This window comes from Marinobacter changyiensis (assembly GCF_009193265.1).
In the GTDB taxonomy this organism is placed as follows: domain Bacteria; phylum Pseudomonadota; class Gammaproteobacteria; order Pseudomonadales; family Oleiphilaceae; genus Marinobacter; species Marinobacter changyiensis.
The window spans coordinates 144,227-166,223 of the sequence record NZ_VZZZ01000002.1 but is presented as its reverse complement, the minus strand read 5'-3'; the positions used below and the strand labels follow the sequence as shown (position 1 = coordinate 166,223).

Annotated in this window: 23 protein-coding genes; 11 read left to right on the top strand and 12 right to left on the bottom strand. The window is 58.0% G+C overall.

The window, feature by feature from the left end; all coding sequences use genetic code 11:
• Positions 1–167: 167 nt before the first annotated feature.
• A complete protein-coding gene (locus F6Y09_RS06580) occupies positions 168–485 on the bottom strand; it encodes a hypothetical protein (protein ID WP_152206140.1) in 318 nt (105 codons plus the stop codon).
• A gap of 232 nt (positions 486–717) precedes the next feature.
• Positions 718–1,755 carry an NADP(H)-dependent aldo-keto reductase gene (locus tag F6Y09_RS06575; protein WP_152206139.1) on the bottom strand — a complete coding sequence of 346 codons (1,038 nt, stop codon included), beginning with the start codon at positions 1,753–1,755 and terminating at the stop codon, positions 718–720.
• Between the two features lie 162 nt (positions 1,756–1,917).
• Here F6Y09_RS06575 and F6Y09_RS06570 point away from each other — a divergent pair, with 162 nt between their 5' ends.
• Positions 1,918–3,135, top strand: coding sequence for a glycosyltransferase family 4 protein (locus F6Y09_RS06570; RefSeq protein ID WP_152206138.1), 1,218 nt, complete (start codon positions 1,918–1,920; stop codon positions 3,133–3,135).
• Positions 3,104–3,670 carry a phosphatase PAP2 family protein gene (locus tag F6Y09_RS06565; RefSeq protein WP_152206137.1) on the top strand — a complete coding sequence of 189 codons (567 nt, stop codon included), beginning with the start codon at positions 3,104–3,106 and terminating at the stop codon, positions 3,668–3,670. Before F6Y09_RS06570 ends, F6Y09_RS06565 begins: the two co-directional genes overlap by 32 nt.
• A gap of 250 nt (positions 3,671–3,920) precedes the next feature.
• Here F6Y09_RS06565 and dinB read toward each other — a convergent pair whose 3' ends face one another.
• Positions 3,921–4,985 carry a DNA polymerase IV gene (gene dinB, locus F6Y09_RS06560; RefSeq protein WP_152206136.1) on the bottom strand — a complete coding sequence of 355 codons (1,065 nt, stop codon included), beginning with the start codon at positions 4,983–4,985 and terminating at the stop codon, positions 3,921–3,923.
• Positions 4,986–5,110: 125 nt separating this feature from the next.
• Between dinB and F6Y09_RS06555 the strand changes: the two genes are divergently transcribed.
• The 7 genes from F6Y09_RS06555 to F6Y09_RS06525 all read left to right on the top strand — a co-directional run bounded on the left by F6Y09_RS06555 (position 5,111) and on the right by F6Y09_RS06525 (position 9,843).
• Positions 5,111–5,404, top strand: coding sequence for a DUF1244 domain-containing protein (locus tag F6Y09_RS06555; RefSeq protein WP_152206135.1), 294 nt, complete (start codon positions 5,111–5,113; stop codon positions 5,402–5,404).
• Positions 5,401–5,790: a HopJ type III effector protein gene (locus tag F6Y09_RS06550; protein WP_152206134.1), complete on the top strand. Its 390-nt coding sequence runs from the start codon at positions 5,401–5,403 to the stop codon at positions 5,788–5,790. Before F6Y09_RS06555 ends, F6Y09_RS06550 begins: the two co-directional genes overlap by 4 nt.
• The gene (minC, locus tag F6Y09_RS06545; RefSeq protein WP_152206133.1) at positions 5,787–6,539 is read left to right on the top strand and encodes a septum site-determining protein MinC; all 753 of its coding nucleotides are present in this window, start codon (positions 5,787–5,789) and stop codon (positions 6,537–6,539) included. The genes F6Y09_RS06550 and minC overlap by 4 nt, the downstream gene beginning before the upstream one ends.
• Before the next feature lie 66 nt (positions 6,540–6,605).
• A complete protein-coding gene (minD, locus tag F6Y09_RS06540; RefSeq protein WP_152206132.1) occupies positions 6,606–7,415 on the top strand; it encodes a septum site-determining protein MinD in 810 nt (269 codons plus the stop codon).
• A 6-nt stretch (positions 7,416–7,421) separates the two neighbouring features.
• Positions 7,422–7,676, top strand: a complete 255-nt coding sequence (gene minE / locus F6Y09_RS06535; RefSeq protein WP_152206131.1) for a cell division topological specificity factor MinE — start codon at positions 7,422–7,424, stop codon at positions 7,674–7,676.
• A gap of 214 nt (positions 7,677–7,890) precedes the next feature.
• Positions 7,891–8,385, top strand: coding sequence for a CBS domain-containing protein (locus tag F6Y09_RS06530; RefSeq protein ID WP_152206130.1), 495 nt, complete (start codon positions 7,891–7,893; stop codon positions 8,383–8,385).
• A 72-nt stretch (positions 8,386–8,457) separates the two neighbouring features.
• Positions 8,458–9,843, top strand: a complete 1,386-nt coding sequence (locus tag F6Y09_RS06525; RefSeq protein WP_425481815.1) for a PhoH family protein — start codon at positions 8,458–8,460, stop codon at positions 9,841–9,843.
• Between the two features lie 26 nt (positions 9,844–9,869).
• On the opposite strand, the gene F6Y09_RS06520 is transcribed toward F6Y09_RS06525, so the two are convergent.
• The gene (locus F6Y09_RS06520) at positions 9,870–11,810 is read right to left on the bottom strand and encodes a methyl-accepting chemotaxis protein (RefSeq protein WP_152206128.1); all 1,941 of its coding nucleotides are present in this window, start codon (positions 11,808–11,810) and stop codon (positions 9,870–9,872) included.
• Positions 11,811–12,059: 249 nt separating this feature from the next.
• Between F6Y09_RS06520 and F6Y09_RS06515 the strand changes: the two genes are divergently transcribed.
• Positions 12,060–13,148 carry a M23 family metallopeptidase gene (locus F6Y09_RS06515; RefSeq protein WP_152206127.1) on the top strand — a complete coding sequence of 363 codons (1,089 nt, stop codon included), beginning with the start codon at positions 12,060–12,062 and terminating at the stop codon, positions 13,146–13,148.
• Between the two features lie 92 nt (positions 13,149–13,240).
• Here F6Y09_RS06515 and F6Y09_RS06510 read toward each other — a convergent pair whose 3' ends face one another.
• From F6Y09_RS06510 to F6Y09_RS06495, 4 genes are read right to left on the bottom strand one after another with little or no spacing between them, the layout of a single operon-like run.
• Positions 13,241–13,666 carry a secondary thiamine-phosphate synthase enzyme YjbQ gene (locus F6Y09_RS06510; RefSeq protein ID WP_152206126.1) on the bottom strand — a complete coding sequence of 142 codons (426 nt, stop codon included), beginning with the start codon at positions 13,664–13,666 and terminating at the stop codon, positions 13,241–13,243.
• Between the two features lie 27 nt (positions 13,667–13,693).
• Positions 13,694–14,758, bottom strand: a complete 1,065-nt coding sequence (locus tag F6Y09_RS06505; RefSeq protein ID WP_152206125.1) for a succinylglutamate desuccinylase/aspartoacylase family protein — start codon at positions 14,756–14,758, stop codon at positions 13,694–13,696.
• A gap of 1 nt (position 14,759) precedes the next feature.
• The gene (gene rimK, locus F6Y09_RS06500; protein ID WP_152206124.1) at positions 14,760–15,665 is read right to left on the bottom strand and encodes a 30S ribosomal protein S6--L-glutamate ligase; all 906 of its coding nucleotides are present in this window, start codon (positions 15,663–15,665) and stop codon (positions 14,760–14,762) included.
• Positions 15,662–16,159: an ATP-dependent zinc protease family protein gene (locus tag F6Y09_RS06495; RefSeq protein ID WP_152206123.1), complete on the bottom strand. Its 498-nt coding sequence runs from the start codon at positions 16,157–16,159 to the stop codon at positions 15,662–15,664. The genes rimK and F6Y09_RS06495 overlap by 4 nt, the downstream gene beginning before the upstream one ends.
• Positions 16,160–16,288: 129 nt before the next feature.
• Here F6Y09_RS06495 and phrB point away from each other — a divergent pair, with 129 nt between their 5' ends.
• On the top strand, positions 16,289–17,692 hold the full coding sequence (gene phrB / locus F6Y09_RS06490) for a deoxyribodipyrimidine photo-lyase (protein ID WP_152206122.1): 1,404 nt from the start codon (positions 16,289–16,291) through the stop codon (positions 17,690–17,692).
• A gap of 133 nt (positions 17,693–17,825) precedes the next feature.
• On the opposite strand, the gene F6Y09_RS06485 is transcribed toward phrB, so the two are convergent.
• Genes F6Y09_RS06485 through hemA form a run of 4 tightly spaced genes read right to left on the bottom strand, consistent with a single transcriptional unit; the run spans position 17,826 to position 21,820 of the window.
• A complete protein-coding gene (locus F6Y09_RS06485; RefSeq protein ID WP_152206121.1) occupies positions 17,826–18,572 on the bottom strand; it encodes a HesA/MoeB/ThiF family protein in 747 nt (248 codons plus the stop codon).
• 17 nt (positions 18,573–18,589) lie between these two features.
• On the bottom strand, positions 18,590–19,456 hold the full coding sequence (prmC, locus tag F6Y09_RS06480; RefSeq protein WP_152206120.1) for a peptide chain release factor N(5)-glutamine methyltransferase: 867 nt from the start codon (positions 19,454–19,456) through the stop codon (positions 18,590–18,592).
• Positions 19,449–20,534 carry a peptide chain release factor 1 gene (prfA, locus tag F6Y09_RS06475; protein ID WP_152206119.1) on the bottom strand — a complete coding sequence of 362 codons (1,086 nt, stop codon included), beginning with the start codon at positions 20,532–20,534 and terminating at the stop codon, positions 19,449–19,451. The genes prmC and prfA overlap by 8 nt, the downstream gene beginning before the upstream one ends.
• Positions 20,531–21,820 (bottom strand): glutamyl-tRNA reductase, encoded by a 1,290-nt coding sequence (gene hemA / locus F6Y09_RS06470; RefSeq protein WP_152206517.1) that lies wholly within the window; start codon positions 21,818–21,820, stop codon positions 20,531–20,533. The genes prfA and hemA overlap by 4 nt, the downstream gene beginning before the upstream one ends.
• Positions 21,821–21,997 lie beyond the last annotated feature (177 nt).

The window sequence follows — 21,997 nt, the reverse complement described above, 5'->3', positions numbered from 1 at the left end:
CACTTTCTCTCCCTGATTCCGGTTTACTTCTCCGGCGTTACGCCATAATTGGGGAGATGATCACATGGGATTCGTTAGCAGACAATGCGCTTATGGGTTTTTCGTTACAGCGGGGGGAGAAAGCAGGTAAAAGTCAGCAAACGGCAGAATCGGGTTGGAGCAGACAATCAAAACTTCCATTTCAGGTTGAGGCAGGCGCCCTCGTTGACCAACGCTACGCCGTGATCCGGGATCGCTGCATCGGATGCATACTTGCGCATGTCACCACGGCCACTGCTGAAACGCCAGCTCAGGAGCCGGGCACCCAGATCGGTCAGCACATCTTCATCCCGGTTGCCAAAATTGCCAGACATGCGGTCCTGTAGGGTGTAAACATCTTCCGGATAAATTTCTTCCACAATCACCGCCCGCTCATTCGCTTCGGCGCGAACCACGAAAGCCACCAGATTGAGCGCGAGAAGAACCAGAAAGATGCGAATTATCATGAGTTGCCAAGCCCGAAATTAAGTTGTGAAGTCTAATAGTGTCTCAAGCTAAAGTCTAATACGAAACGGGTTTATGACTGTGATTCAGCACACATTTAGGCGTCTTTTTTGTCACTGAATCAGTTGGGAATTGTCAATTTTCGAGCAACGTACGTAACACCATGTAATGCCGGCTCGAGACGGCGCTCTCGAGCCCACACTCATCTTCCCATCAACTGAGTTGTACGGGGGTTCAGGGGCAAGGATAGGTGAATACCCCGTGCAGCTTTTCAATCGCCTTCAGCACTTCGTCATTCAACTCAACGGACGCCGAACCGATGTTCTCGCGTAGCTGCTCAAGACTGGTTGCGCCGATGATATTGCTGGTCACAAAGCCGCGACTGTTTACATAGGCGAGCGCGAGCTGGGCTGGCGACAATCCGTGTGCTTTTGCCAGGTCTGCGTAGGCTTTGGTGGCCTCTTCCCCTCGCTCTCCGGCATACCGGCTAAAGCGCTCATACAGGGTCATACGGGCGCCTTCAGGGCGCCGCCCACCGAGGTATTTACCCGAAAGCACCCCGAAGGCCAGGGGTGAATAGGCCAACAGACCGACCTGTTCCCGGTGCGCCATTTCCGCCAGTCCTACTTCGAAGGACCGGTTAAGAAGGTTGTAAGGGTTCTGAATGCTTGCGATACGGGGCCAGCCTTTCAATTCAGATAACCGCAAATACTGCATCATGCCCCATGGGGTTTCATTGGAGAGGCCAATCTGGCGAATCTTGCCTTCCTCAACCAGACGGTGCAGCGCTTCAAGGGTCTCTTCGATGGGGGTAGCCGTTTCATCTTCGTTGTGGCGGTAGCCCAATTGGCCGAAGAAATTGGTACTGCGGTCAGGCCAGTGCACCTGATAGAGGTCAATATAATCTGTTTGCAGGCGCCGAAGGCTGTGCTCGCAGGCCTCGCGAATCTGCTTTGCGGTCAGGCGAGGCCCGTCACGGAGGTAAGTCAGCCCGTTTCCCGGGCCGGCAACTTTGGAGGCAATGACCAGATCCTCCCGGCGACCACGACGAGCCAGCCAGTTACCGAGATAGGTTTCTGTCAGGCCCTGGGTTTCGGCACGTGGAGGCACTGGGTACATTTCAGCCGCATCGATGAAGTTGATGCCCTCGGCAGTGGCCAGATCCAGCTGACCGAACGCCTCCTGCTCCGTGTTCTGCTCACCCCACGTCATGGTACCCAGGCCAATGAGGCTGACATCGATATTCGTCCGGCCAAGCTTACGTGTCTGCATGTATCCTCCGAATGGTGATATTCAATTAGTGGCGCGACAAAGTAGGTAACTTCTTAAAAGGATTGTCACCTGACTGACTTCTGACTGTCACAGTGGCTTCCCATAGTAGTGGACAGGCGAGAGTAACCCCATACGCCGGATTCATCCAGCACGGGAAGACCCATGAGAACAGGCAATCAGGCATCCTCCGACATGAAGCACATCGTCATCGCCACCGAAACTTTTACGCCCGAAATTAACGGCGTGGCGAATACTTTGCAGCACTTGTGCCGTGGCCTGATGCAACGGGGCCACCGGGTATCCGTGGTCCGTCCCCGCCAGCAAAAGGAGGCCCGCGGCCCGGTTGCAGGTGCTGGCGCTGCCCTATTTTCAGATGAATTTGTTGTCACCGGTTTCCCATTGCCAGGTTATCCGGATCTACGCCTTGGCGTCACACGTACCGCCACGCTTCGAAAGCTCTGGCGCCATCACCGTCCTGATGCTATCTACGTTGCAACCCAGGGGCCTCTCGGTATCGCCGCTGTCAACGCCGCACAAAAACTCGGTATCCCGGTCATTTCCGGCTTCCACACCAATTTCCAGAGCTACAGCAAATACTATCGCGTCGGCTTTCTGGAAAAACTGATCTGCGGCTACGGCCGTTGGTTTCATAACCGGACAGCCATTACCCTGGTACCGACCCGAAAGATGGCCCAAACCCTCCACACCATGGGCATCGCCCCCACCGGAGTCTGGAGTCGGGGCGTTGATTGCAACCGGTTCGCGCCTCACAAGCGGAGTGCTACGCTCAGGGAAGCCTGGGGGCTGGCGCCGCAGGATCGCGCGGTTCTGTATGTCGGACGGCTCGCCTCGGAAAAAAACCTGCAGATGGCGGTGGCTTGCTTTGAGCGACTCAGGGCACTGCATACCCGGTCGAAATTTGTCCTGGTCGGTGATGGTCCTCTCAGAAAGCGACTCGCAGAAAGGCACAGCGATTATATATTCTGCGGAATCCAGCAGGGGGAAGCGTTGGCCAGACACTATGCATCCGGTGACTTATTCCTGTTCCCCAGCAAAACAGACACCTTCGGCAACGTGGTAACCGAGGCCATGGCCAGCGGCCTTGCAGTGGTCGCGTATGATGACGCCGCGGCGAGTGAGCATATCCGGCAGGAAGAAAACGGCATGAAGGCCGCGCTGGATGACGACAGCGGATTCATCGACAACGCTCTGAAACTGGCCGACCAACCAACGCTGTTAAATCGGATACGGGCACAGGCAAGACTGGATGCCCTCGACCTGAACTGGCACCTGCAAATTGAACAATTCGAGCAGCTTGTGCTCAACGCTCCACAAAAGGCCAAATACCATGCCGTCAACCAAAGCTTCTCGCTTCTTTAGCCGGGTCGACCAGCGCGAGTTTGCCTTGTGTCAGGCCATCAACCGGTCGCTGCGGTTCCGCCCGGTCCATGGCTATTTCCAGCTCATCAGCCGGCTCGGTGATGGCTGGCTGTGGTACGCCATCATCCTCGCCCTGCCCGTAATCCGACCCGAAGACGGCCTGGCCATCGCATTACTGATGACCGCCACCGGCCTGGTCTGCACCGTCACCTACAAATTGCTGAAGCAGATACTGATTCGCGAACGACCGTTTATCTCCTTCCCCTCCATTAATTGCGGCACCCCGCCCCTGGACCGCTACAGCTTCCCCTCCGGTCACACCCTACATGCGGTCTGCTTCAATACCCTATTGGCGACGATGGCTCCGACAATGGCGCTGGTGCTGCTGCCCTTCACACTCAGCGTTGCGGCCTCACGGGTGGTTCTGGGGCTTCACTACCCCAGCGATGTAGCGGTTGGGGCATTCATTGGCGCAAGTCTGGGCCTGGGCGCGACCTACGGACTGGGGACCGAGTTTCTTCATTGGTTTGTTTGAACGCTATGGAGAAACAAAACGGCCCCACTGGCTCCGCTAAGCCCTTGTAGGAGCGGTTTTAACCGCGATCCCAGCGTCTGGCGATCGCCTCATTTGCGACTGAAGTCGCTCCTACCAGGGCATCCCTGAGGTGCGTTGGTTGGTAGGAGCGGTTTCAACCGCGATCAGTGTTCGTGGCATCGCACCGATTCGCGACTGAAGTCGCTCCTACAACACAGCGGAGACCTTAAGTTTGGGGGCACGCCTGGTTTCAATCAAATAACCGCAACTGCATCACCGGCGCTTCGTCGTTGCGAAAGCGGACGCCCAGTCCCAACAAACGCACCGGGCGCTCGGTATTGGTGATCAGCTCATCCAGCAGCGGCGCGTAATCGCCGGTTTCCGGTATCTGAACCTGTTCTCTTACCCGCTCCAGGGTGTGGGTGGAGAAGTCGCTATAGCGGATTTTCACAAACAGCTTGTGGATGGGTTTGCGACCGCCTTTCCGGGCCAGGCGTTTGGCCAGGTCATCCACCAGAGCGGTCATCACAGTCTCGCAGGCGGCTTTGTCGGGGAGGTCCTTGGAGAAGGTGCGCTCGACGCTGACCGATTTGGCGTTCCGGGTAACCACCACCGGCCGGTCGTCCAGACCCTGGGCCATCTGGAAAAGCCGAAGGCCCTGGCGACCGAACCGGTCCACCAGCAGCTCGGGTTTAAGCTGAGCCAGATCACCACAGGTCCGGATATTCAGCCCGTGAAGCTTGCCCGCAGTCACCTTGCCCACGCCGAACAGTTTCTCCACCGGCAATAACCGCACAAATTCGTCAACCTGATCCGGTCGCAATACAAACAGGCCGTCCGGTTTGTTCCAGTCACTGGCAATCTTGGCGAGAAACTTGTTGGGGGCCACGCCAGCCGAGACGGTAATGCCGACCTCATCCCGCACTCTTTGGCGCAGAAATTCCGCCATCAGGGTCGCACTGCCATGATGTGCATCCACCTCACTGACATCGAGGAAGGCTTCATCCAGCGACAACGGCTCGACCTGGTCCGTCAGCTCCCTGAAAATAGCCATCACCTGCTGTGAAACCGCCCGATAGCGGGCCATGTCGGGCGGCACGGTGACCAGATCCGGACAGCGGCGCCTGGCTTCGGCTCCAGGCATGGCGGAACGCACCCCGAATTCACGGGCGCGGTAATTACAGGTGGTCACCACACCCCGGCCGCCCTCACCGCCCACCGCAAGAGGAACGCCCCGCAATGACGGGTCGTCGCGCATCTCGACGGCTGCATAAAAGCAGTCGCAGTCAATGTGAATTATCTTGCGCTGTGTCATGATCGCTGGTGGCCTCTGAACCGTTGCATCCAGATGTGTCCATCTCCTGTACATTCATACAGCCTTGTATCTTACTGTAACATGCCGAGAATGTCAGGATTGTTCATCAGCATATGTGAGACCCCATGACTCAGCAGATTCCCGAACAGACCCAGACCGACATCGAAGCAGCTGCCTTCCGGCGCCTGGTCAGCCACTTGCGTGACCACACCGAGGTACAGAACCTTGACCTCATGAATCTGGCCGGATTCTGCCGCAACTGCTTATCCAAATGGTACCGCGCCGAAGCTGCCGAACGGGGTTTTGACATCAGCGACCCCGAAGCTCGGGAGCGCATTTATGGCATGCCCTATGACGACTGGAAGGCGCGCTACCAGACCGGTGAAAAGCAGCCTCACAAGGGGCCAGAACAGTCGTGAATGTCACCCGCGCGGTGCGAATTCACCTCGCCGCCCTGAGCGCAGGCCACGGGGATTTTGAAGATACCCTGGCACTGGTAGAGCGCTACTTTCATTACACGCCCTGCGGGTTTCATAACGGGCCCCTGTTCAATGCACCGGGGGAGAACGAAGGCTCCTGCAAACTGTTTGGGTTGGCGCAATACGTCAGCCTGACCGAGGCCGAGACGCTGCAATGTTTCGGCCGCCACTATCAAAACGTACTTGATGAACCCACAGGGTCCAGCCATGGCAATATTCGCCAGTTTATTGGCACCGGCTGGTCCGGGATCCATTTTGAGTCATCGCCGTTACGCCCCCGTTCCGAGGGCGTGGCCGACAATTTTGAGGAAGACGTGACGTCATGACAGATTCCGCCACCACCGGCACCCACCACTGTTTCCAGCTTAAGGGTGCCAATGTCGCGATGACTGCCCTGGAGCTGCATTTTTTCGATACCGAGGCGTTCGAAGACACCTTGCGTGACAAGATTCGCCAGGCGCCGGGGTTTTTCCGGGATATCCCCCTTATCCTGGCGCTCGAAAAGTACGAGGGTTTGACGACAGAACTCGACTTTTTCCAGATCATCGGCATCTGCCGGCGCCACAGCATTCACGTAGTGGCCATCCGGGGCGGCAACGAAGACCAGCGCCGACTTGCACGTAATGCCTCGCTGGCGTTGCTGCCTGCCACCACCCAGCGCGAACAGCCGGTTGCAGCCGATACCCCTGAAGAGCCAGCAGCTGTCGCTGAAACCGAGGCCACCGTCACCAGCGGGCCGGTGGCCGCAAAGATAATTAACCAAACTGTAAGGTCCGGGCAACAGGTCTATGCCCCCGAGGGTGACCTGGTCATTCTGGCACCGGTACAGGCAGGCGCAGAAGTACTGGCGGCGGGCAATATACACGTTTACGGCCCTCTTCGGGGACGAGCCCTGGCAGGGGTTCACGGGCAGGAATCAGCCCGGGTTTTTTGCCAGTCGCTGGAAGCGGAGCTTGTCTCTATCGCTGGACACTATAAAATCTCGGAAGATCTTCAGGACCATGGTTGGAAAACCGCGGTTCAGATTCAGCTCAGGGACGATTTGCTGGTGGTAACGCCGCTGGAAAAAGCCTGATTTATCCAAATTCAATGAGCGTATCCCGGGTGGATACCCCTCAACACTGCAGACAGGACGGCTACCTTGGCTAAAATTATTGTCGTTACCTCAGGAAAGGGTGGCGTTGGCAAAACTACAACCAGCGCGTCGATCAGTACCGGCCTCGCCCGCCGGGGCCACAAAACCGTGGTCATTGATTTCGACGTCGGTCTGCGTAATCTCGACCTCATCATGAACTGCGAACGCCGGGTGGTGTATGACTTTGTCAACGTCATCCAGGGCGAAGCCAGCCTTAACCAGGCGCTGATTCGCGACAAACGGGTGGATACGCTCTATATCCTGCCCGCCTCCCAGACCCGCGAAAAAGAAGCCCTTACCCGGGAAGGCGTTGAAAAGATCATCAACGAACTGTCCCGCACATTCGATTACATCGTCTGTGACTCACCGGCCGGCATTGAGCACGGTGCCCTGATGGCGCTGTATTACGCTGACGAAGCCATTGTCGTGACCAATCCGGAGGTCTCTTCAGTACGGGATTCCGACCGCATTCTGGGCATTCTCCAGAGCAAGTCACGCCGTGCCGAGCTTGGCCAGGACCCGGTCAAGGAGCACCTGCTGCTGACGCGCTATAACCCGGTTCGGGTGGAAAAGGGTGAGATGCTCTCCGTCGCCGACGTGGAGGAAATTCTGGCCATCCCCCTGCTGGGCGTGATTCCGGAATCCCAGGTCGTGCTTAACTCTTCCAACCAGGGCATGCCGGTCATTCTCGAAGATGAGAGTGATGCTGGCCAGGCCTACGAGGATGCCGTCGCCCGGCTACTTGGTGAAGAACGTGAGCACAGGTTTATGACATCCCAGAAAAAGGGATTCTTTTCACGGATGTTCAAGGGGTAAAAACGGATGAGTTTCTTCGATTACTTCAAGACCAAGAAAAACCCCTCCGCCAGCGTCGCCAAGGAGCGCCTGCAGATCATTGTCGCCCATGAGCGTGGCCAGAGGGACCAGCCGGACTACCTGCCTGCCCTGCAGCAGGAAATCCTGGCAGTGATTCGCAAATACGTGCAGATCGACGACGACATGGTGCAGGTGGAGTTGGACCGCAATGAAAACTGCTCTGTGCTCGAACTCAACGTAACCCTGCCCGAGCACTCATAACCGCAAACGACGCGTTGTTGTAGGAGCGACTTCAGTCGCGAACCGGTGCCAAGGCGCGGCCCTGATTGCGGTTGAAACCGCTCCTACAATCCGACGCACCCCAGGGGTGCCTCCCGGGCGACGAGGCGGAATAAGTCGATGCGGAGGTTTGCTAAGCCCGGCGGAACAGCTAAGCTCAGAGTTCAAAGGAGCATTAGCAGCAGGACCATAAAGCATGACTGTTCTCGCCCATGAGATCATGACCCCCAACGTCAAAGCCGTTCCCCAATCCTGGACCATGGACCGACTGGCCCGTTTTCTGACCGAAAATGAAATCACCGGCAGCCCCGTTATCGATGACGACGGCGAGATTGTCGGCATTGCCACCCTCAAGGACATTACTGAATTCCGCTGGTCCTCGAGCCGGTCCGATCAGGCAGACGCCAACCTGACACCGGAAGATGAGCAAGAGGCAAAGCGACTGCGCATGATCATCTTCGAAGAAATGGGCAAGGTGCCGGTAGAAGTCCGCGACATCATGACCCCAAGCCTGTTGTGTGTTGACGAACTGACACCGGTGCGGGAAATCGCCAACGTGATGATGAAAGAGCACCTGCATCGGATTTTCGTCACACAAAACAAGAAAATTACCGGTATTATTACCACTTACGACATGCTTAAACTGATATCCGACGAGGCACTGACCCAGCGCTGTGCCAGTGGCAACTGACGCAGTCTGACCAGCGCCCGAACGACCCAGACCGGCCCAACCGGTCCTTACGCCTGAGAGGTATCGAGCCTTATGCCAAGAGCACCGCAAGCTCGGAAAAAAATGTACGTCCTCGACACCAACGTCCTGATCCACGATCCCAACGCCCTCCTGAATTTTGAAGAACACGATGTCATTATCCCGATGACTGTCCTGGAAGAGCTGGACGGCCTGAAAACCGGCAAGCAATCGGTTGCAGCGGATTGCCGTCAGGCGATTCGCAACATCGACAAATTACTGGGCGATGCATCACCCAAGGACATTGAACGCGGCGTACCAATCATCCGGGCCAAAAAGGCGGAACCTCTGGGCACCCTTTGCATCCTTATGAGCACGGAACACGCCGGCAACCACGCGCTGCCGGAGCACCTGAACGACAATAAAATCATCAACAACCTGGCAGCGCTGCAAGCCCGGCATAAATCCCGGGACATCATCCTGGTCAGCAAAGACATCAACATGCGACTCAAGGCCCGGGGCTTCGGGGTTGATGCCCAGGACTACCATACCGATCAGCTGGTGGATGACATAGAGCTCCTGCCCCGGGGCTACAAGGAGTTCCCGAACTCGTTCTGGGACAACATCGCCAAGGTGGAAACCGTGCAACGGGAAGGTGTTACCGAACACCTGCTGAAAAAAGAAGGTGAGCTGGCGAACTTGCATATCAACGAGTTCGTGGTGGATGAGCAAGGCTTCATAGGCAAGGTCGTCGATATCGACGGCGACCGTCTGGTACTGCAGGACCTGCATCAGCACGACTTGATGAGTGAAGAAGTCTGGGGCCTGGTGCCGAGGGATATCTACCAGTCCATGGCACTCAACCTGCTGCTCGACCCGGATGTACATCTGGTTAACCTGACCGGTTCGGCCGGCTCGGGTAAAACCATCCTGGCCCTTGCGGCCTGTATCGAAATGACCGTCGCCAGTAAACAGTACAAACGCATCATAGCTACCAGAAGCACCCAGGGCCTGGATGAGGACATCGGCTTTTTACCAGGCACCGAAGCGGAGAAAATGGAACCCTGGCTGGGCGCCATTGTCGACAACCTGGAAGCACTCCATGAAGACGACGAGAACATGACCGCCAGCGTCGACTACATTCTCAGCAAAGTGCCCCTGCACTTCAAATCACTGAACTACATCCGGGGCCGCAGCTTCCAGCACAGTCTGATCATAATCGATGAGACCCAGAACCTGACCCCCCATCAGATCAAGACCATCATCACCCGAGCCGGCAATGGTTCCAAGGTGATCTGCCTGGGCAACCTGGCCCAGATAGACACCCCCTATCTCAGTCCGCTGAGCTCGGGGCTCACCTACATGACCGAGCGCTTCAAAGGCTTCCGCCACGGTGGTCACATCCACCTGCAGGGTGTACCTCGGTCCGCACTGGCGGAATACGCCGAGGCTAATTTGTAGGGCTGAAGCAACGGCCCGGCCAAGCCCTAAACCCTGAACTGTTTCGCCGCGTGCTGAAGCTCCCGGATAACGGTTTCAATCGCCTGGCTAGCGCCGTCGGAGCGGCGGATGGCCACCACCGTGGCTTCGGCTGATAACGCCATCTCATGAACGTTGCCAGTGATTTCCCGGGCCTGGGTGCATTGCTCCTCGGCGGCGGCCGAGATCACCAGCGCCCGGTCCTGGAGCTGCGTCAGCAGATTATTGATTTTTTCAAAGTGCTCATCGGCAGAACGGAACTGGCCGGCGGAGGCTGCCACGCGCTCGGAAGCCTTGTTGATAGAGCTGGCCGCTTTCTGGCTGCCGCTCTGCAAACGATCAATGATGGCCTGTATTTCCGTGGTGGAGTGCTGGGTTTTACTGGCCAGCGTTCGCACTTCGTCCGCCACCACCGCAAAACCACGCCCACTCTCCCCTGCCCGGGCCGCCTCAATGGCAGCGTTCAGGGCCAGCAGGTTAGTCTGATCGGCAATGGCACCGATCACCGACAGCACCGAGCCAATTTCCTTGCTCTGATTATTGAGCTCGGTCACCACCTCAACGGCCTCGGCCACATCGGCAACCATTCGGTCCAGCTCAGCCCGTGCCTGACGGGAAATATCGGCCGTGGCCTCGCTCTCCGAGTTTATACCCCGGACCGAGTCCGCCACTTGCTGAATGTTCTCGGCGACCTCCTGAATACTGCCGGACATATCGCTCACCGTTGAGGACACCCGGTCGATTTCCTGCTGCTGATTATTCACCACCGTCACCGCCTCACGGCTTGCCTTGCCTTGCTCACCGGCCTGCCCTGCTGCCGTATTGGCGGCCACATTGACCTGGCTGACCATGGTCTGGATGCGGCTGATAAACTGGTTGATGCCACCGGCCATATGGGTCAGCTCGTTGTTGCCCTTCAAATCGACCCGCTGGCGAAGATCCGCCTCGCCATCCGCAATACCCCAGATCGCCCCATTCAACCGATTGACCTTAACCAGCACCCCGGCCCCCAGCACCAGCGCAATCAACACCAGCAGCGCAAGGCTCGACACAATGGAGAACACGGAGAGATTGCCCGACAACCCGGCGGCCTTGGAATTAATAGTGTCGACGGTGGCCTGTATTTCCTGCTGCGTCATGGCCTCGATGGCAGCCAGCTGCTGCTGCAAACGCTGGCTGACTTGTCCCGTTTCCCGCAACAGGATGCTGCTGACCGCCTCGGCGCTCGCCTTCACCGTGGCACCGAACTGCTCATCCAGTTGCTGCATATCGTCTGCGATGGCCCGGGTGGATAACCCGAGCTTGAGTTGTCCGATAACCGCCCCCTGAGGTGCAATGTCCGCGGTGATAATCACCACATCATCGGCATTAACGGCGGCGTCCAGAACCTTGCCAATGGCGCCCCGGCCGTCACCCTGATCCATCAGCGTCTTGACGCGCTCATCAGTGCGGTCGACATAACGGGTCAGGCGCTCACCGTACTGGTCGAAGTACGCCGCAAACAGAACCGCCTGGCGGGCATCGATCAGCTCCACCAGGTCGGTAAGTTTGGGCACATCCCGGTCCCAGATCAACGGCGCGGCCACCGCCGCCAGCGCATCCGCCAGCCCCTGAGCCTCGGACATCACCGCCTTCTTCAGATTGTCGGAAATCTGTTGCTGACGCTCATCAAGCTGCACCTGCAGCTGCCCCGTCAGCTCCGAGGCAGTCTGCTCCCGCATCGCCCCCAGGCGCTGTTCAACATCCCCATTAGCCTCCGAAAACCCGGTGCCGACCCGCTCACGCCCGGCCTGCAAAGAAGCCTCAACCGATTGAGTCAATGCACTGACCTCACTGCTGATCAACCACTGGCTGACCAGCAACTGCAAGGCACTGGCCACCACCAACACCACAAAAAACGGTAACAACAAACGACTGGTAAACAGTGCCCTGAAAAAATGCTGATTCATACTTCACCTGTTTGGAGAACAAAGCCTTACCGGCAACAGTGTGAGGCACAATTCAGACCATGGAAGTCACATCAGGCAGGAGATTTGTGTACTTTTGTTCGATGGATCCCGATAGAACGGATCGGTAAATATTTCACCGCTGCTCCTGCACGAGCAAAAGCCTGCTGTACATACTGCTCCAACCCGTCGATTCCATTGTAGACTTCGCCATGACTAACGACCCACGATGACAATGCGGTGAGTGTTGGTATGAGTGACCCATTCAAAACATCCGATAACGAGCAAACGTCGATGTCTGGCATTGCTCGCACAGACACCAACAACGCTGACCGGCCCCAGATGAAGCCAGGCAAGCGCGTCATTCGGCCTTGGCTACTCTTCAGCCTGCTAGCTCTGCTGGTCGTTCTTCTCACTGTTCGGGATGACCTGCGACAGAACGCGGCTGAAAGCAGCGAAAAGGCAGCCCGGTACCTCGCCTTCGATAGGTTGGGCTGGTCACCGAGGGATGTCTTTGTCTGGCGTTTGCGCCTGGCAGGGCTGGCGGACAGCCCACTGGGTCAGCAATGGGCCGGGGCAGTTGAGCGGGCGAATAACCAGCCTTTGCGAGTTGGCGATCAGTACCACACCTCTGAAGCCTTTGCAGATGATCAGGTTGAGGCGCATGTCTATCATATGGCGCTTGAGCGGGGACAAAAGCTGACATGGCAACTCTATCGTCTGGATACCTCAGATAGCCGGCTTTACGCCAGTCTGGAGCGGCACGAAAGCGATGGCGAAGGCTGGTCAACCGTCACGGAACTGAACGCCGACGGCGCAACCAGGAGCCGGGTTGCGTCCCTCTCTGGCGACTACCGCATCGTCCTCCAACCGGAGTTGTTTGCCAGGGTGGAGTACTCGCTGGCCATCGCCAATGGCGGCTCATTGCCATTTCCGGTCGAAGCAGCATCGCAACGCGATATAGGCAGCAGCTTCGGCGCCCTTCGCGATGGCGGCGCACGCGAGCATCACGGTGTGGATATCTTTGCAAAAAGGGGAACCCCGGTCAGAGCAGTCATTAATGGCCATGTCCGAACCGGCACAGGTGGCATTGGCGGCAACCACGTGTGGCTATCGGGCGGCATGCTGGGGCTCGGGGGTGCCCGCTACTACTACGCCCACCTGGATTCATTCGTGATCGAATCCGGCGCCAGGGTTAAACAAGGCGAGATACTCGGATACGTGGGCAACACCGGTAACGCCAGCACCACGCCACCCCATCTCCACTTCGGGATTTACTCAGGCGGCCCGGTTGATCCGGCACCGTTTCTGAAACCGGAGCCCGTATTGCCTGTTCGCTGACCAGAGCAAAACCGGAGAAAGCGAGCAATGGGGGCACAATCAAAAGATCACTTTTCATCAATAAGGGATGGACTTCCAGCTACCCGCACAAATCACCAACGCCCCTGCAACGTCGCCACCATGCGGCGCCCGTCGGCCCTGTCGCGGTGCTCACAGAGATAAATGCCCTGCCAGGTACCGAGAGCCATATGGCCATTGCTGATGGGAATGGTGACGGAGGGGCCGATGAGCACGCTCTTTATATGGGCGGGCATGTCATCCGGGCCCTCGGTGGTGTGTTCATAGTGCGATGCGTTCTGGGGCACCATGACGCTGAAATGTCGCTCCATATCACCCCGCACATCCGGGTCGGCGTTTTCGCTGATGGCCAGGGAGGCGGAGGTGTGCTGGAGGAACAGGTGAAGCAGGCCGACCTCGCAGTTTCTGAGGGACGGCCCCTGGGCAGCCACGATATCCGTGATGAGGTGAAACCCCCGCGGATAGGGTGCCAGTTCGATAATGGCCTGATCCCAGATCATGGTGCTGGCTCCTGTGGCTGATGTGCTCTATTTCTGCTGATCGTCCCATGGGTGCATCGGCATGACGGCTTCGGTTACTTCCGGGTCGAATCGGGACCGGAAGTAATCCATGGCCTTTTCTGCTTCGTCCAGTTCATCGAAGCGGGCAATGTTATAGATCGCCTCGCCTTCGTTCACCAGCGGCAGATTGTTCATACCCACGACGATGCCCGATACCGGCGTGATAATGGCGGTCTCCGTTTCACCGAACGGATCAGCGACTACCGCCAGCTTCTGGCCTTTTCGTACCCGCTGACCCAGTCGCACGATCGGGCGCATGATGCCGTCAATGTCCGCCCGCACCCAAGTGGAGGTTACGGCAACCTCCGAACGCTTCCTCGGTTTACTCCGCACGGCTTTGACAGGCAACATCTCCAGCGCCCGCATCACCCGGATTACACCCCGCACGCCGCTCGTAATCACCACGTCATCAAAGCGCAGGGCCTCGCCACCCTCAAAGGTGATGACGGGAATATCCAGGGAATCCGCGTATTCCCGCAGTGTGCCTTCCCGCAGACTGGCATTCAGGATAACCGGGGCACCGAAAGCCTCGGCGATTCGTGCGGTTTCCGGGTTTTTCAGCTCGGCCCGGATTTGCGGCAGGTTGAAGCGGTGGATGGCGCCGGTGTGCAGGTCGATAATGTGCGTTACGTTTTCCATGATCAGGGTGCGGAACAGATAGGCAATACGCCCACCCAGAGAGCCGCTTTCAGTGCCCGGGAAACAGCGATTCAGATCACGGCGGTCCGGCAGATACCGGGTACGCTGGACGAACCCGAAAATGTTGACGATAGGCACCGCCACCAGGGTACCCCGAAGATGCCGCAAGGAGGCGTTTCGCAGCACCCGACGGATAATCTCGACGCCGTTGATTTCGTCACCGTGGATCGCCGCACAGACCAGCATCACTGGCCCGTCACGACGACCATGCACCACCTCTACAGGGATGTGCAGCGGGGTGTGGGTATACAGCTTGGCGACCGGAACTTCTACTGTCTGCCGAGTGCCGGCCTTGATTTCGACACCGGCAATCGTGAAAGGTGCTCTCGCCAACTTAGCCTCTCCCTTTGGTACGGGTCTTCCAGGGCGCCTGGTTCTTCTCGGTCCAGTCGATCACCATGCCGGCTACATTCTTGCCGGTGGCATTTTCGATGCCTTCCAGGCCCGGTGATGAATTCACCTCCATCACCAGTGGGCCGCGGCTTGAGCGCAGCAGGTCTACACCGGCCACATTCAGACCCATGGCCTTGGCAGAGGCAATGGCGGTGCGCCGCTCCTCCGGTGTGATGCGTACCAGCGAAGCCGTGCCACCGCGGTGCAGGTTGGAACGGAACTCGCCGTCGGCGGCCTGGCGCTTCATCGCGGCAATGACCTTGTCCCCGATCACGAAGCAGCGGATATCGGCCCCGCCCGCTTCCTTGATGTATTCCTGTACCAGGATGTCCGCTTTCAATCCCATGAAAGCTTCAACCACGCTTTCTGCGGCCTTGCGGGTTTCCGCCAGCACCACACCAATGCCCTGAGTGCCTTGCAGCAGCTTGATGACCACCGGTGTACTGCCCACCATCTTGATCAGATCCGGCACGTTATCCGGCTTGTTGGCGAACCCGGTGACGGGCATACCCAACCCTTTGCGGGCCAGAAGCTGCAAGGAGCGCAACTTGTCCCGGGCCCGGGTGATGGCCACGGATTCGTTAACCGGGAACACGCCCATCATCTCGAACTGGCGCAATACCGCCGTTCCGTAGAAGGTCACCGAGGCGCCAATACGCGGGATAACGACGTCATAATCATCCAGGGTTTCACCGCGATAATGGATCTGCGGCTTGGCGGAGGTGATGTTCATGTAACAATGCAAACAATCAATGACCCGCATTTCATGACCACGGTTCAGCCCTTCTTCAACCAGGCGTCGTGTGGAATAAAGTGATTTATTACGGGACAGGACGGCAATCTTCATTTAATTGTCCTTAACACCGGTTCCCCGGCTAGATAGGATGATTCAGGCAGTACGACGCTATTACCTGCCATCGCGGTTCTGCCAATCAGCATGCGAAAACGCATGGAGTCCCGATTGGTTAATGTCATTTCAATCGGCCAGTGGGACTCACCCACCAGCAAAGTTGTCTGTATCACCAGGCGTTGCTCTCGGTGGCCGCCGGAATCCGACACCATGCGCTCATCGATCACGGCGGCATCGCACTCAACCACCTGGTGTAAGTCATGCTGGATTGGGTGCACCCAGAATTTCACTCGCGGGTTGCCTGCCTCATCCGTGTAGGGCTCCATGCGGAACGTATGCAGGCACGAGGTGCGAGCGCCCGTATCTACCTTAGCCTTGATGCGCAGAATATCCAGTTCCGGCAGGGCCACCCACTCACGCCAGCCCAGTGGTACCAGATTGGTCGAGGAGGCAATATTCTCGGCATGGATCTCAGCCGTCTGAGTTGGCATGACGCTTTCCTTTATTTCAGCGGTTAACACTGGGCAAGTTACCCATCGGCCTTCACTATAATCCAATTGCCAAGCCCCAGCGAATACACAAGTCTGTGATTTTTATTGATTTGCCAAACGGGGATACGAATGACACAACTGGTCTGGTTCCGGAATGATTTGCGCGTCTCCGACAACCCCGCTTTAACCGCCGCCTGTAAGCAGGGTGGCGCTGTGCGGGCCTGTTTTCTGGTGACTCCGGAGCAATGGCAGGAACATGACTGGTCGCCGGCCCGAATTCGCTTTGTGGTTGACCACGTCAATGCGCTGTCCGACGCCTTGTCGCGGCTCGGTATTACCCTCGATGTTCTTGAAGCCCGCAAATTCGGGGACAGCGTAGACACGCTGATGTCCCATTGCCGGGCCGAGGGCATCCGGCATCTTCACTTCAACGAAGAATACGGCGTCAACGAACGTCGTCGTGACAAGGCGGTCCATCAGCGTTTTACCAGCGCCGACATCAAGGTCAATAAATACCGCGACCAGACGGTTGCCCCCGTTGGCACCATCCTTACCCAACAGGAAGAACCCTATTCCGTTTTTACCCCGTTTTCCCGCCGCTGGCGCCAGTGGGCCGAAGACACCATGCCCAGCCCGTTTCCCGCGCCGGATAAAGTGAGCGACCCGGTGGCCCCGACCTATCTCTCCACCGACCTGGCAGGCTATCAGGACGCGCCCGATCCTCTGGTGCCCGTGGGGGAAGATGCAGCGCACAAGCAGTTGGTCGATTTTATAGAACATCGGGCCAAAAGCTATAAGAAAGAACGGGATTTTCCTGCCGTTGACGGCACCAGCCTGCTCTCCCCGTATCTGGCCAATGGCGTGCTTTCCGGCCGCCAATGCTGGCTGGCAGGTCATCAGGCGCTGGCGTCCGAGGGCGAGAACGAGGGTTTATTCACCTGGGTGACCGAGATTGCCTGGCGGGATTTCTATATCAACATTCTGTATCACTACCCCAGAGTCAGTATGCACCGGGCGTTCAAGCCGGAGACCGAAGCTCTGAACTGGAACGCTCCAGGCGATAATTTCGAGGCCTGGAAAGACGGCCGGACAGGGGTACCCATTGTGGATGCGGCCATGCGACAACTGAATCAGACCGGCTGGATGCACAACCGCCTGCGGATGATCACCGCCATGTTCCTGACCAAGAATCTCTTTGTGGACTGGCGGCTGGGCGAGGCCTACTTCATGTCCCGACTGGTGGACGGCTTTCTGGCCTCGAACAACGGCGGCTGGCAGTGGAGTGCCTCGACCGGAACCGATTCAGCGCCCTACTTCCGGGTGTTCAACCCGGTTACCCAGAGTGAGCGTTTCGACGCCAAAGGGGAGTTTATCCGCCAATGGGTTCCGGAACTGGCAAAGCTGGACAGCAAGGGCATTCACGAACCGGGAGCGAAAGGCAACGTTATTCCGAAAGGGTATCCCAGGCCGATAGTAGACCTGAAGCAAAGCAGGAAGGAAGCAATAGCCAAGTTTCAAATGTTAAAGAATTAACTGGGGAATCTGCAGCAGGGCGGGGGCAGGTTTGCCCAAAACCCTGCGGAGCCAGGGATGGCGGAGCGGAGCCTACACGGATGTATTTACGGCGTGTTTTGGGCAAACCTGCCCCTACCCTGCCAACCCATGGTTACCCAGAGCACACTGGACACTCAGGGTCTCGCGCCAGCTTCATTTCCCGCCACTCCATGCGCCAGGCGTCAAGAATCAGCAGACGCCCGGTCAACGGCACACCAACGTTCGCCAGGACTTTGATGGCTTCCATCGCCTGACAGGCACCGATGATGCCTACCAGCGGCCCGATCACTCCGGCTTCGGAGCAGTTAAGCTCCTCGTCGCCCTGATCCGGATAAAGACAGTGATAACAGGGGCTATCCGCCTGGCGGGAATCAAAAACGACCAACTGGCCTTCAGCCCGGATGGCCGCACCGGAGATCAACGGTACCTTGCTGGCAACACAGGCCTTGTTGATGGCAAAACGGGTGGAGAAGTTGTCGGTGCAATCGAGCACCAGATCGCAGGCTGCCACGTGTTGCAGCAATACCTCGCCCTCAAGGCGCCCGGTGACCGCCTCCACAGTTACCAGCGGGTTGATACGCTGCACCCGCTCCGCAAGAGCCTGTGCCTTCGGCTCCCCCAACTGGGTATTCTCGAAAGCGATTTGCCGCTGCAGATTGGCCAACTCAATGACGTCATCATCTGCCAGGGTTAAGTGCCCTACCCCGGCCGCGGCCAGATACAGAGCCACCGGACAACCCAGCCCGCCCGCACCCACCACCAATACCCGCGCCGATTTCAAGCGGGCCTGCCCGGCAACATCAAAAGAAGGCAGCAGAATCTGGCGGCTGTAACGCATCAACTCGTCGTCATTCAACATCCGGTTGGCTCCAGCGGTTAAAGAGTGTGGTTCTGGGCTTTCCTGGCTGGCTTCTGCCCCAGCGTCAGGCGATCCTGGTGGCCGTAATCCTTGCGTGTGGTCACGGCCTCGAACCCCGACGCGGCGAACAGTTGCTGAACCGCACCGGCCTGATCATAGCCATGCTCCACCAACAACCAGCCACCTGGCTCCAGCCATCCCGGGGCCTGGGAGATTATCAGGCGCAGGTCCTCCAGGCCGTCGGCACCTGCCGTCAGGGCTGACCGGGGCTCGAACCTGACATCGCCTTCGCTCAGATGATGATCGTCGGCCACGATGTAAGGCGGATTGGACACAATCAAATCAAACCGGTCCTGAGGCAGACTGGTGAACCAGTGGCTCTGTACCAAATCGACAGACAGCCCCAATTGCTCGGCATTGAAACGGGCAAGGGCGACCGCTTCCGGCACCACATCGGTTGCCGTTACCTGCCAGCCGGGTCTTTCCGAGCACAGGGCCAACGCAATGGCACCGGTGCCGGTGCCCAGATCAAGCACCCGGGCACCGGGCGGCAGTGTCAGCTCAAGAGCGGTTTCCACCAGGCATTCGGTATCTGGCCGGGGAATCAGAGTGGCGCTGCTGACCTTGAGCGAAAGCGACCAGAAGGCTTGCTGCTCCACAATGTGAGCAATGGGCTCCCCGGCCACGCGGCGAGCCAGCAAGCAGGTAAACTTTTGTTGCTGATCATCGGTCAACAGGCGCTCCGGCCAGGCCCGCAGCGAGGTACGGGACCAGGTTGTAACGTGGGTCAGCAGCAGCTCTGCATCCAGCCTCGGGGTGTCACTGTCAATCTCGCTCGCCGCCTGCTGAAGCAACGTTTCGGAACTCAGCAACGACTTACTCATCCGCCAGACTGGCCAGCAACTCGGCCTGATGCTCCTGCCGCAGCGGTTCAATCACCGAGCTGAGGTCACCACCGATGACTTCGTCGAGCCGGTACAGTGTCAGATTGATACGATGGTCCGTCACCCGACCCTGGGGGAAGTTATAGGTGCGGATGCGTTCGGAGCGGTCACCACTGCCCACCAGGCTTTTGCGAGTTGCGGCCTGGCTCATTTGATTACGCTCGTTTTCTGCGTTCTGCAGGCGGGCCTGCAGCAAACTCAAGGCCCTGGCGCGGTTCTTGTGCTGGGAACGCTCATCCTGGCACTCCACCACAATACCCGTAGGTAAGTGCGTCAGGCGTATCGCCGAATCGGTTTTGTTCACGTGCTGGCCGCCAGCACCGGAGGCCCTGAAGGTATCCACCCGCAAATCCGATTTATTGATCTCGATCGCTTCCGCCTCATCGGGCTCGGGCATTACCGCGACGGTACAGGCTGAGGTATGAATACGGCCCTGGGATTCGGTTTCCGGCACCCGCTGCACCCGGTGGGCTCCCGACTCGAACTTCAATGCACCATAAACACCGGTCCCGGATACCCGGCTAATGATTTCCTTATAGCCCCCGTGCTCGCCCGCGCTCTCGCTGATCACTTCAACCTGCCAGCGTCTGTGCTCAGCGTAACGCAGGTACATTTTGAACAGATCGCCGGCAAAAATAGCGGCTTCATCACCGCCGGTACCGGCGCGGATTTCCAGGAACACGTTCTTGGTGTCGTTGGGGTCCTTGGGCAGCATCAGCTGCTGGAGCTCTTCCGCCAGCGCTTCGCTCCTGGCTTCGGCGCTGGCCATTTCTTCTTCGGCCATGGCGCGCATGTCCGCATCCGCGTCCCGGGCCAGCTCAAGGGCCTCAGCCACCTCGGTACGGGTCTGTTGCCAGGCCCTGAAGCAGTTCACTACAGGTTCTATTTCCGCAAATTCGCGGGACAGGTCGCGAAAACGATTCTGATCGCCAATAACCCCCTGGTCACTCAAAAGACCACTGACCTCATCGAAGCGGTCATTCAACCGTTCGAGTCTGTTTTGTATCGATGCTTTCATAATTTTTCCGGGGTGGGGGAAACGTCATCTTCCTGGACTTCAAGCTGGTGCAACTCGCGCAGCCAGCTGGTCACTTCCACCCGGCCTTCGGCGGTTGCCTTGCGGACCTGCACCGAGGGCTCGTGTAGCAGTTTGTTGGTAATGCCGCGCCCCAGGCCGCGCAGAACGGTCTCGGGATCACTGCCGTTGCGCAGGGAGCGCAGGGCTTTCTCGATTTCGATATCCCGCAGGATCTCCGCACGTTGGCGGAATTGCTTGAGGGTTGCAACCGCATCCAGCGCCCGCAGTTGCGACAGGAAGCTCTGGGTCCCCGCCGTGATGAGATTTTCCGCTTCCCGCGCGGCGCCCTCACGGGAACGGACATTTTCTTCAATCACGCTGTGCAGATCGTCCACGGTGTACAGATAGACATCCGCCAGAGAACCTACTTCAGGTTCTATGTCCCGGGGAACGGCAATATCGACCATAAAATAGGGCCGGTGTTTGCGTTTGCGCAGAGCCCGCTCGACCGCGCCCTTGCCAAGAATGGGCAGCGGACTGGCTGTGGATGAGATAATAATATCGACATTCGCGAGCACGCCAGGAATTTCTGACAGCGTAATGCCTCGCCCACCCCGGGCCTCCGCCAGGGTTTGGGCACGCTCCAGGGTGCGGTTGGCGACCAGGAATTTCCTGACCCCCGCCTCAGCCAAGTGTCGCGCCACCAGCTCGATGGTCTGGCCAGCGCCAATCAGCAGCGCCGTGTTATGAGACATGTCGGCAAAAATATGGCTGGCCATGCTTACGGCGGCATAGGCGACCGAAACCGGATTTTCCCCGATAGCAGTTTCTGTTCGAACCCGCTTGGCAACGGTAAAACTCTGCTCGAACAACCGCGACAAAAACACACCACTGGCACCGTGCTCACGAGCCAGGGCATAAGAGTCCTTGAGCTGGCCCAGTATCTGGGGCTCGCCCAGCACCATCGAATCCAGGCCTGACGCCACCCGCATCATATGGCGCACGGCTTCGGAATCCCGGTGAATATAAAATGCGTTCTCAAGCTCTGCGATTTCAAGGCCGTGAAAGCCTGAAAGCCACCGCAGCACCGCTTGGGCACAGTCGTCATCCCCGGCCAGGTACAGCTCGGTCCGATTGCAGGTCGACAGGATGGCCGCCTCACTGGCACCGGTTGTCGCCCGCAACTCGGCAAACGCTTCCGCCATTCGCTCGGGCGTAAAGGCAACGCGCTCGCGCAGCTCCAGAGGAGCAGTTCGGTGATTGATTCCCAGCGTTAGCAATGCCATAGGATGATTGAGGCTACCTTTTGCCAGTTTTATCGAAAGTACCAGGGCCAAAGTGACTCTGAAAACACTGCCAGTATAGGAGATTAATGGGAGCCATTTTAACGGTCTGCCCGCCTGGGTGCCACCTAAACCCAAAATGCTTCGGTAAATGCCGATGAAGCGAGCTGGCGGGCGACC

Bases quoted from the DNA above. Each gene is read 5' to 3' on its own strand.
- F6Y09_RS06580 (WP_152206140.1), bottom strand. From the start codon at position 485: ATGATAATTCGCATCTTTCTGGTTCTTCTCGCGCTCAATCTGGTGGCT.
- F6Y09_RS06575 (WP_152206139.1), bottom strand. From the start codon at position 1,755: ATGCAGACACGTAAGCTTGGCCGGACGAATATCGATGTCAGCCTCATT.
- F6Y09_RS06570 (WP_152206138.1), top strand. From the start codon at position 1,918: ATGAGAACAGGCAATCAGGCATCCTCCGACATGAAGCACATCGTCATC.
- F6Y09_RS06565 (WP_152206137.1), top strand. From the start codon at position 3,104: ATGCCGTCAACCAAAGCTTCTCGCTTCTTTAGCCGGGTCGACCAGCGC.
- dinB (WP_152206136.1), bottom strand. From the start codon at position 4,985: ATGACACAGCGCAAGATAATTCACATTGACTGCGACTGCTTTTATGCA.
- F6Y09_RS06555 (WP_152206135.1), top strand. From the start codon at position 5,111: ATGACTCAGCAGATTCCCGAACAGACCCAGACCGACATCGAAGCAGCT.
- minC (WP_152206133.1), top strand. From the start codon at position 5,787: ATGACAGATTCCGCCACCACCGGCACCCACCACTGTTTCCAGCTTAAG.
- minE (WP_152206131.1), top strand. From the start codon at position 7,422: ATGAGTTTCTTCGATTACTTCAAGACCAAGAAAAACCCCTCCGCCAGC.
- F6Y09_RS06530 (WP_152206130.1), top strand. From the start codon at position 7,891: ATGACTGTTCTCGCCCATGAGATCATGACCCCCAACGTCAAAGCCGTT.
- F6Y09_RS06525 (WP_425481815.1), top strand. From the start codon at position 8,458: ATGCCAAGAGCACCGCAAGCTCGGAAAAAAATGTACGTCCTCGACACC.
- F6Y09_RS06520 (WP_152206128.1), bottom strand. From the start codon at position 11,810: ATGAATCAGCATTTTTTCAGGGCACTGTTTACCAGTCGTTTGTTGTTA.
- F6Y09_RS06515 (WP_152206127.1), top strand. From the start codon at position 12,060: ATGAGTGACCCATTCAAAACATCCGATAACGAGCAAACGTCGATGTCT.
- F6Y09_RS06510 (WP_152206126.1), bottom strand. From the start codon at position 13,666: ATGATCTGGGATCAGGCCATTATCGAACTGGCACCCTATCCGCGGGGG.
- rimK (WP_152206124.1), bottom strand. From the start codon at position 15,665: ATGAAGATTGCCGTCCTGTCCCGTAATAAATCACTTTATTCCACACGA.
- F6Y09_RS06495 (WP_152206123.1), bottom strand. From the start codon at position 16,159: ATGCCAACTCAGACGGCTGAGATCCATGCCGAGAATATTGCCTCCTCG.
- phrB (WP_152206122.1), top strand. From the start codon at position 16,289: ATGACACAACTGGTCTGGTTCCGGAATGATTTGCGCGTCTCCGACAAC.
- F6Y09_RS06485 (WP_152206121.1), bottom strand. From the start codon at position 18,572: ATGTTGAATGACGACGAGTTGATGCGTTACAGCCGCCAGATTCTGCTG.
- prmC (WP_152206120.1), bottom strand. From the start codon at position 19,456: ATGAGTAAGTCGTTGCTGAGTTCCGAAACGTTGCTTCAGCAGGCGGCG.
- prfA (WP_152206119.1), bottom strand. From the start codon at position 20,534: ATGAAAGCATCGATACAAAACAGACTCGAACGGTTGAATGACCGCTTC.
- hemA (WP_152206517.1), bottom strand. From the start codon at position 21,820: ATGGCATTGCTAACGCTGGGAATCAATCACCGAACTGCTCCTCTGGAG.